This window comes from Desulfofundulus australicus DSM 11792, from assembly GCF_900129285.1.
In the GTDB taxonomy this organism is placed as follows: Bacteria; Bacillota; Desulfotomaculia; order Desulfotomaculales; family Desulfovirgulaceae; genus Desulfofundulus; species Desulfofundulus australicus.
This window is the reverse complement of the sequence record NZ_FQUW01000036.1, coordinates 20,749-27,562: the sequence shown is the minus strand read 5'-3', so window position 1 is coordinate 27,562 and position 6,814 is coordinate 20,749. Positions and strand designations below refer to the sequence as shown.

At 51.7% G+C, this 6,814-nt stretch carries 9 protein-coding genes and 1 pseudogene; 7 read left to right on the top strand and 3 right to left on the bottom strand.

Features of this window, described 5'->3' with window-relative positions; translation table 11 throughout:
- The 6 genes and pseudogenes from BUB44_RS12355 to BUB44_RS16130 form a co-directional block, all read left to right on the top strand.
- Window positions 1-313 (top strand): integrase core domain-containing protein (locus tag BUB44_RS12355; RefSeq protein WP_131821627.1); only part of this gene is annotated, 313 nt, incomplete at its 5' end.
- Window positions 314-442: 129 nt separating this feature from the next.
- On the top strand, window positions 443-664 hold the full coding sequence (locus BUB44_RS12350) for a hypothetical protein (protein ID WP_073166820.1): 222 nt from the start codon (window positions 443-445) through the stop codon (window positions 662-664).
- The gene (locus BUB44_RS12345; protein WP_073166817.1) at window positions 642-1,091 is read left to right on the top strand and encodes a type II toxin-antitoxin system VapC family toxin; all 450 of its coding nucleotides are present in this window, start codon (window positions 642-644) and stop codon (window positions 1,089-1,091) included. The genes BUB44_RS12350 and BUB44_RS12345 overlap by 23 nt, the downstream gene beginning before the upstream one ends.
- Before the next feature lie 48 nt (window positions 1,092-1,139).
- Entirely contained in the window at window positions 1,140-1,574 is a 435-nt protein-coding gene (locus tag BUB44_RS16140; protein WP_073166815.1) for a hypothetical protein, read from the top strand.
- 256 nt (window positions 1,575-1,830) lie between these two features.
- A pseudogene (locus BUB44_RS16135) lies at window positions 1,831-2,229 on the top strand (sugar diacid recognition domain-containing protein); the annotation flags it as partial.
- Window positions 2,221-2,688 carry a methyl-accepting chemotaxis protein gene (locus BUB44_RS16130; protein WP_423219796.1) on the top strand — a complete coding sequence of 156 codons (468 nt, stop codon included), beginning with the start codon at window positions 2,221-2,223 and terminating at the stop codon, window positions 2,686-2,688. The pseudogene BUB44_RS16135 and the gene BUB44_RS16130, both read left to right, overlap by 9 nt.
- On the opposite strand, the gene BUB44_RS12330 is transcribed toward BUB44_RS16130, so the two are convergent.
- The 3 genes from BUB44_RS12330 to BUB44_RS12315 form a co-directional block, all read right to left on the bottom strand.
- A complete protein-coding gene (locus BUB44_RS12330) occupies window positions 2,685-3,464 on the bottom strand; it encodes a carbohydrate deacetylase (RefSeq protein WP_073166810.1) in 780 nt (259 codons plus the stop codon). The genes BUB44_RS16130 and BUB44_RS12330 overlap by 4 nt on opposite strands.
- Before the next feature lie 845 nt (window positions 3,465-4,309).
- A complete protein-coding gene (locus BUB44_RS12320; protein ID WP_242655979.1) occupies window positions 4,310-4,495 on the bottom strand; it encodes an aspartyl-phosphate phosphatase Spo0E family protein in 186 nt (61 codons plus the stop codon).
- A 175-nt stretch (window positions 4,496-4,670) separates the two neighbouring features.
- Window positions 4,671-4,838 carry an ATP-binding protein gene (locus tag BUB44_RS12315; protein WP_242655978.1) on the bottom strand — a complete coding sequence of 56 codons (168 nt, stop codon included), beginning with the start codon at window positions 4,836-4,838 and terminating at the stop codon, window positions 4,671-4,673.
- Between the two features lie 47 nt (window positions 4,839-4,885).
- On the opposite strand from BUB44_RS12315, the gene BUB44_RS12310 reads away from it, so the two are divergent.
- Entirely contained in the window at window positions 4,886-6,451 is a 1,566-nt protein-coding gene (locus BUB44_RS12310) for a stalk domain-containing protein (protein WP_242655981.1), read from the top strand.
- Window positions 6,452-6,814 lie beyond the last annotated feature (363 nt).

Here is a 6,814-nt window from a genome sequence, read left to right as displayed (position 1 = left end):
AGATAATGGGCCCCAGTTCATCGCCAAGAAGTTCCAGGAAACCTGTGAAAAACTAGGAATTGTCCATGAGCGTATACCTGTTAAAACCCCTAATCTAAATGCCCATATTGAAGCTTTTCATTCTATCCTGGAGACTGAATGCTATAGCCGTCATGAATTTCAGAGCTTTATGGAAGCCTATGCAGAGGTATCCAGGTATATAGAGTATTACAATCGGAAAAGGAGGCATGGTAGCCTGGGGTATATGAGCCCTGAGGAGTTCCATAAGGTATTTATGAGCAAATTAATGAAAGCCGAATCTTTTGTGGCATAATCTCCATAATTAGGGGGCCAGCCCGGTCTCGCATGGCCCACTCATACAGTTTCTTCAAGGCGGTAGCCCATCGCTGATTATTGCTCCTAATTACAGAATATGGTATACTGGACAACGAGGTGAAGTCCAATGGCGGTTGAACGTCTGTTTGAGGAAATTAAAAAATTGACCCCAAAGCAAAAGGAAGAGTTATTCCGTAAATTAGGAATTACCCTTCCCATACCAGAAAACGAAGAATTGCGTGGCGGCCCTGATGACCCTCTGGCAGAGTTAATTGGCATGTTGAAGGGGCCGGGTACTGGCTCCCGCAAGTACAAGGAGGATTTGTATGGGGGCGAAAGACCTTTATAAGCTGTTCATTGATACCGGTGCTTTTATCGCCCTTATTGACGAACGTGACTCCATGCACCAGGCATCCAAAACTTTTTATGCCTCGTTAAGCAAACGAACGAACCTGATGACCAGCATTATGGTTATCTCAGAAACCTATACCTGGTTACGCTACCACGCTGGACGTGACCTGGCTATCCGGTTTCTCGACATCATTGACCGGTCGGAGAAAGCCGGAGCTTTACAAGTAATTCTTCCGGAAAATAGCACAATGGATAAAGTTCATGCCGTTCTCAAGAAGTACCATGATCAGGACCTGTCCTATACTGATGCAGTCAGTTTTGTCATTCTGGAAACCATGAACATCCAGGATGTATTTGGTTTTGACTCTCATTTTTACATTATTAAGCGAAACCTCTGGCCATCCGTTAAAAACGGTGAGAGGTAATAATCTAACGTAGCTGTAGGGATTCCAAGTTCCCAGCAATTATTGAGCTTGTACTCTTACACAGAATGTTTCATAACCGTAACAACCCCCCACGTGGTTGACCCCAAAAACCCGGGAGCGGTGGATGAAATTGTGCACCTGGGGGATCATTGGAACGAGGAAGGTCTGCGGGCACATAAAAAGGAAATCCTGGCTTTAAACCAGGAAATAGGACGGCTCTTTAAACGGGCCTGCTTCGTCGTTCAGAAAGGCGATGAGGACACAGGCATCAAGCACATAATAATCGCTCATTTTTCCAGATCCTTTTCCAATTGCTTGGACTGCAGGTATTTTTCTACGTTAAAGCCCTTTCCCTTCAAAATCCCCCGTGCCTCACGAATTGGAACTTCCACAGGTTTCCAGGATATTGAAGCCCGCAGGCAAAAGGTGCTGGCCAGGATCCTGGAGCTGGCCCAGGAGGTCAACGGCAAGCAGGGAAGTTAATGACAGAATTTGTATAACCCCAAAGGTGGCCCGTCAGGGGCCGCTTTTTTTCGGCTCCCGAACACCCGGGTACCGGGTGAGGTAGTTCAACCGGAGTCTTTAAACCGAAGCGTATTTTAAAAATCCCCTCAAGGAATTTCTGATTTTGCCGAAAGATTTTCTGGGATTGGTCAGATCATCAGGTTGCTGGAATCTTAAGAAGGCTATTCTTCAGCTGGTTTATAACAAAAAAAGATTGCTTCAAGAGGTGATATAAATGGAATTACGGCTGGATGTCGCCAGGCAAATTACCGAGTTCATTTACCGGGAAACGGGTCACCACACCATTGTTTGCGACCGGACCGGGACCATCATCGCCGACTCGGCTGAAGCACGTTTGGGAACGGTGCATAAAGGCGCCCGGACCATTCTCACTTCCCCCGTCGATGAGTACAGCGTAACCAGCGAGGAAGCCGCCGCCTCGGGCGGGACCATGAAGGAGGGCTTTAACCTGGCCATCAAGGTAAACGGGGAAAAAATCGGCACCTTCGGAATTGCCGGCAAGCTTGAAATCGTCCAGCCCATAGCCAGGATTGCCTCGTCCCTGGTGGTCAAGATGCTCAGGGACGAGGAAATGAAGTCACAGATACAGGCCCAGGCCGAGGCGGTGGCCGAGGCCATACAACAGGCGGCCCATGCCATTAATGAATTCACCGCTTCCTCCCAGGAACTGGCCGCCACCAGCGAAACACTGGTCCGGAAATCGCAGGAAGCAGCACAGCAGGTAAAGAGTACCACCCAGATTCTGACCTTCATCCAGAACGTGGCCGACCAGACCAAGCTCCTGGGGCTGAACGCTGCCATTGAAGCGGCCCGGGCCGGCCAGGTGGGCCGGGGGTTCGCCGTGGTGGCCCAGGAAGTACGCAAGCTGGCCGATGAAAGCAGCCGTTCCGCAAGGGAGATTGAAAGGACCTTAAACCAGTTCAAGCATGCCATTGAAAGGGTCTCGGCGGGTATTGAAAAAAACAGCGCCATAACCCGGGAACAGGCCGGAACGATGGAAAAAATATCTAAAATGGTGGAAAAACTGCAGCAAATCGGCACCCGCCTCCATGAAGTGGCTTCCAGACTCTAACCGGGGGAGCGACCTGCCAGATCCAGGTAACCCGCCAGCCCGATCCCCTGGTCAAGCAGCCACTGCCTGGTATCCGGGTCGCAGAGAATGGCCAACTCCCTCTCCCGCTGCCAGGTATAGCTGCTCCGCCGCTCCAGTTCCTCATCCACCATGCCGGGGTGGGTCATCAGCTCCATCACCCCGGCACCATTCTGCAGCCCGGCGGCAACCAGGCGGCGAAAAGATTCCCCGGAAACCCGCTCATCAAACCAGCAGCCGCAAAAATAATCGGGGGTGGGTATACCCCGGCTTCTTATCCTTTTACGCATGGAGGAATCCAGGCTGCGCACCGGAAGCCTGTAATGCCGGGCCACGTCCAGCAGGGCTTCCAGGATTACAGGATGGCTGTGGACGTGATGGTGTGTATCCAGGTGGCTTATGCGCACTCCCGCCGCCCTGACCTTTTCCACCTGGGCCAGGAATTCCTTCCTAACTTCTTCTTCGTTCAGGAGCCCGGAGAGAAGGGCGTCCTTTTTCTTAAACCACCCCCGGTCGTCCACCAGTGAGGGTACTTCCGCCGGATCGCAAACGGGCCTGCCTGCCGTGAGGCAGAGGTGCACCCCGGCAGCCTTCAGCCCGCCCCGGCGCAAAACAGCCAGAGCATCCCCCGTCCCCGGCTGGTTGACCATCAGGCTGGTGCTGGTAACCGCCCCGCATTCCATGGCCTTAATAATCCCCCGGTTCACACCCGCCGTATAACCGAAGTCATCGGCGTTGATAATGAGCAGCACAGCCATTGTCCCTCCTGCATTTCCGGCTCTGCCTATTCCTACTTGCAACCATTTGCAACCCTGGCGGGCTCAACGTCCATTTCGTCCAACCCCCTGGATTCCGGTCCATAATACACTTTCTATGGCTTTTACCGCCTCGTGTTGAGTGTCGGGGAGAACGTGGGAGTAGGTATCAAGTGTTACTTTAACACTCGCGTGACCCAGGCGCTCAGCCACAACTTTAGGTTGCACACCTTTTCTCAGCAGGATTGTGGCATGTGTGGACAGCGCCAGCACGAAAAGCGGATAGTGTTTGGACCTCCTGGCCGCCTCCAGGAACCTGGCTACCTCTTCTTCCGTCCACACCCGCATCCCCGCTCTTCGCCCTTCGGGATTTTTACCCCTTTAGTGGGGGCCTTCGCACTACCAGGGAGTTAAAGCGCTGCGGTAGGCCAGGGTCTACTCACGCCTCTAGTGATTATTCCTCAACCAAGCTGGGACGATATCATAATTCCAGTTATCAACTCAGGTGGCCATGGCTCATGAACGGGTACCGGTCATAGGGGTGTGCGGTGCGCTGACATTGCTGTTTGCAGCATACTTCGGGGCAGTATTGGGACCGGTAATTCAGTCATTGGCCACTATACAAGCCGAACATCTCCCTGTCTCCGTTGAGCGTTCTTTTGCTGGATACTTTTTCTTCTTCCCGCAACCAAATCCTGCCATATACGTAAGAGATTTGGCAATTGCCGTCAACGTAGGGTGTGCTGTGATTCCTTGTTCTCTTTCCTGGTAGAAGTAGTTGCTGGCTTAGTAATTTAAAAAAGCTAAGGAGCGCTTTTTAGGCCACTTTTGGCCCGTGCGCTCCGGTTTCACGAATTTGGATCGGTATGGGATTTTACTTCCCTATTTTCAGACAGCTTTGCCCGGTAATATTCCAGCACCAGCTCATCCACCTTCCGGCTCGCCGCCAGGAGTTTCTCTTTGTCATTTTGATCTGTGGCCAGCATTTTTCTCCTGGCCTTTTCCAATTGCAGAATCACCCTTCCGAGTTCCAACAAAAATCTCTCCCTTTCACCATTCGGCACCAGATCCAATTGAACCACTTTCAGGAAGAAACGTCAAGAAAAAAACCTGTCGAATGGTAGCGGATCGAGAGGGTTTTCCCTGTTAAAAACTGCATTAAGGGTCGATCAACGCAGCTGTTAGCCGTTCATCGCCAAAAAGCTCCGCCTACTGGCCGAATTCCAGGTTTGTAGTAATGATTATACTGCCCAGTTCGTATCGGGCGGCAAGCACCTGGAATAAAAGCTGGGCGCTTAACTGGTCAAAAGGAACGTAACCCAATTCATCCTGAACCACAAGGTCATATTTCAGCCACTGGCGTATAAAGCGGTTCAAGTAATAATTCAATAAAATCTTGAAGGAGGTATTCAGTCGTGAAGAAAATGTTAATCCCTTTGAGCGCCGTTGTTCTGTCTGTTGTTGTTCTTAACGCCGCCTGGGCTGCCCTGGGGAACAATCCAATCAGGCTGGTTGTTAACGGTCAGGAAATCAAGCCGGAGGTCCCACCTCAGATCATTCACGAAAGAGTCTTGGTCCCTGTCCGCTGGGTGGCCGAGGCCATGGGCGCCGGGGTGGAGTGGGAAGAAGCCACCCGCACCGTAAAAATCGGGGCCCCGGCAGTTGATTCCCTGTACCGCCGGCTAACCCTTATGGAAAAGGCGCTGACGCCGGTAAGCCCGGAGGAAGCCGTGCGGGACTGGGCAAAAGCGGTCCAGACCCGCAACGGCGCCTGGCAGTACGCCCTCCTGGCCCCGGATTTACAGGAACGCTACCGCCCTGATTATGAAAGGACGGGCTGGGTGACCGGGGTATCCAGCCCTTGGGTGGATAAATACACTATCCTCGAACAGAAAGAGGATAAAGAAGGAAACTGGCTCTTTACCGTCCAGTTCGACCTGATGGCCTCCACCGGGCCGGCCGGCTCTTATGTCCACCATATTACCGTCCAGCCCCGGGACGGGGGCTGGTATATTGCCGCCATTGATAGCACCAGGGACGAGTGGCAGTTCCAGGGGCAACTGCAGAAACAGGTGAAGGACCTGGTGGCCAGACAGTTCCAGCATTATCGCGTGCTGGATACCAAAATTGAGCTACAGTCCTTTAAGCAGTCCGGCTCCCAGGCGGAAGCCGTTTACCTGGTCCAGGTCAGCCACCTGCTGGGTGTAGCGACGCCGGATCAGTGGCCGCCCCAGAAAGGCCGTATCAAGTACCTGGAGGAAAACCGCGCTCGCCTCGCCCCGGAGGCGCTGGCCGCAATCGAAAAACAAATCGCCTTCTGGCAGCAGGAATTGCAGGAGTATATCACCAAACCCCAGGAAGCCAACCAATTTTTAAAGGTAACGGCCCGTTTCGACAGCCAGGGCCGTTTGCAAAAGGAATCCGTCCAGTTTTTTATTGAAGATGCTAAGGGCCAATATGTCCCCCTGGATATTAACCAGCCGTCCTTCCAATCAGAAGCGGAGCTTATCCAGCAGGGATATGAGGAGATGCGGCAGTTGGCGGAGGCCGTACAGGCGCCGGCCGGCAAGCTCTTAATCAAGGAAAGCACGCCTGTTTATGCCGCCCCTTCTGCGGACAGCCAGCATATCAGGAGAGTGGAGGCAGGAGCTGTGGCTGCTCTTCTTGAAGAAACAACAGGGTGGTTTAAAGTAAAAGTCAATGTTTACGATACCCCCGGCAATGAGGAAGGATGGGTGCCGGCTGCCTGCGGCGAGAAATTAACTAAAGAAAACTATCTTCAGGCGCGGGAGGTTTTTGTCAAGAAAGACGCACCTGTCTATGAATGCTACGAATATGCCTCTATCAAGCAAACCCGGCCCACGCAGCTGACAGAGTACGATCGTGTGTACTGGCTGGTGCGGGAAGAACGGGATATGGTGTTCTTTAATGGGCCCGGCGGAGCCAGTTACTGGACGGCAAAAGAGAATATCATCTATATCCAGCCATAGAACATTTTTAATTTTCCGTTTGGCGCTCAAGGGGGCACACCTCTTTGTTAACCCGCTGTCCAAGGCCAGCGCAACCGTACTGAGCGAAAAAGATTGCCTTACAATACCTCAAGGATACGGTAGAAATGGTCAAGAATATGTAATTTCAAACTGTGAACTTGTTTACGTGAGGAGACAGAAACAAGATGATTCTTTTGTGCCAGCATGGAGTTGTATTTAAATAATGGATCTGGTTATCTTCATGTTGATGCAATTAATGGTGCTATAATAAATGATTAAAAAATGTATTTTATTATCCTCAGCCCTGGATTGTTCTTTAGACACCCAGGGCTACTATCATTTATCCTATTCAATTTCTTCTTT